Consider the following 1,482-nt stretch of genomic DNA (forward strand, 5'->3'; position numbering starts at 1 on the left):
GCGTCCACCTCCACCACCCTGGCCCCCTCGGGGGGCGTCAATTCGTAGAGCGGCAGGTCCGGCCGGCCGTTGAGGGTGATCTCCGTGTAGCGCAGCTCCAGCTTCGTGTCCGCCTGGGAGGCCGTGAGGATGACCTTGCCGGGGAAGAGCAGCTCGCCGCGCTGCTTGAAGTCCTCGAACGCCAGGTCGTAGCCGGGCACACCCCGGACCTCGCTCTTCACCACCCGCAGGTGCCGGGGATCCACGCGGAGTGTCTGTTTCGCGGCACCCCGCACGAGCGTCAGCACGTACACGCGCTCCTTCTCGTCCAGCGTCAGCGTCATCGTCTCCGGCGGCAAGAGTGGCACCTGGCCCAGCATGACGGCCACCAGCTCCTCGCTTGGCAGGACGATGGGCAGGAAGCGGGACACGTTCTCCGGGCTGGAGGGCCCCTGGAAGTACGTGTTGCCCTGCGCCTGGTAGACGCCGAAGCGGGCGCCGTCGGAGACGAGCGAGGCGACCGGCCGGTTGAAGAAGTCGTACGTCTCCAGGTGGATGAGGCCCGGACGCGTGATGGAGAGGAAGGTGCCCAGGGTGCCGCTGCCCTGGGGGGAGTCCACGCGCAGCTTGGCGTCGCCCTCCAGGTTCACCACCTGCGCCTGCCGCTCGCGCACGTGCTGGTAGAGCGTCGGGGCGTCCTCGATGCGGCCCTCCGGACCGAACTCGAGGCGTTTGGGGCAGGCAGAACAGAGGAGGGCCAGGAAGATTGCGGCGGCTGCGCGGTTCATATGTCCTAGTGTGAGCCAGGGCTCCCAGCCCGGTCATCAAACATGAGCCTGAACGATCTACTTCATTACCTTCGGCTGGGCGGCGTCACCCTCGCCCTCCTCCTGGGCGCCTCCGTGGTGGCCCTGGGTGTCGCCATTGAACGGCTCATCACGCTCTGGGGGGTGAGCGAGCGCTCCCGAGGCCTGGGGGAGATCGTCCACAAGCACCTCTTGCGCGGGGACGTGGCCGCCGCCCGCACCGCCGCCGAGCGCTCCGACGCGGTGGCCGCCGACATCTTCCTCGCGGGCTTCGACCGCTGGGAGCGCAGCCGCACCACCGGCGGCAATGGCATTGAATCCGCCGTGGAGCGCGAGCGCGCCCAGGTGGGCCTCAAGCTGCGGCGCAACCTGTGGCTGCTCGCCACCATCGGTTCGACGACGCCCTTCGTGGGCCTCTTCGGCACCGTGGCCGGCATCATGCGTTCGTTCAAGGACCTGGGCGTGGACGTGGAGGCCGGCGGCACCGGCGGCTCCGCGGCCGTGATGACGGGCATCTCCGAGGCGCTCGTGGCCACCGCCGTGGGCATCCTCGTCGCCGTGCAGGCGATGGTCTTCTACAACTACTTCCAGGCCCGGCTGTCGCGGGTGCTCGTGGAGCTGCGCCTCCTGGGCGACGAGTTCGTGGAGCTGCTCAAGGAGCGCGCCACCGGGGCCCCCCTGCTGTCTCTTATACACA

The 1,482-nt window shown here is 69.2% G+C and carries 2 protein-coding genes; one reads left to right on the forward strand and one right to left on the reverse strand.

The annotated features are described in order from the left end of the window. Positions 1-767, reverse strand: a 767-nt coding sequence (locus tag D7V97_RS42970) for a DUF4292 domain-containing protein (protein WP_120616262.1), incomplete at its 3' end; no start/stop codon positions are given. A gap of 42 nt (positions 768-809) precedes the next feature. On the opposite strand from D7V97_RS42970, the gene D7V97_RS42975 reads away from it, so the two are divergent. Further along, a partial coding sequence (locus D7V97_RS42975; RefSeq protein WP_147445260.1) for a MotA/TolQ/ExbB proton channel family protein occupies positions 810-1,482 on the forward strand: 673 nt, incomplete at its 3' end.

Source organism: Corallococcus sp. CA053C (assembly GCF_003611675.1).
GTDB lineage: Bacteria > Myxococcota > Myxococcia > Myxococcales > Myxococcaceae > Corallococcus.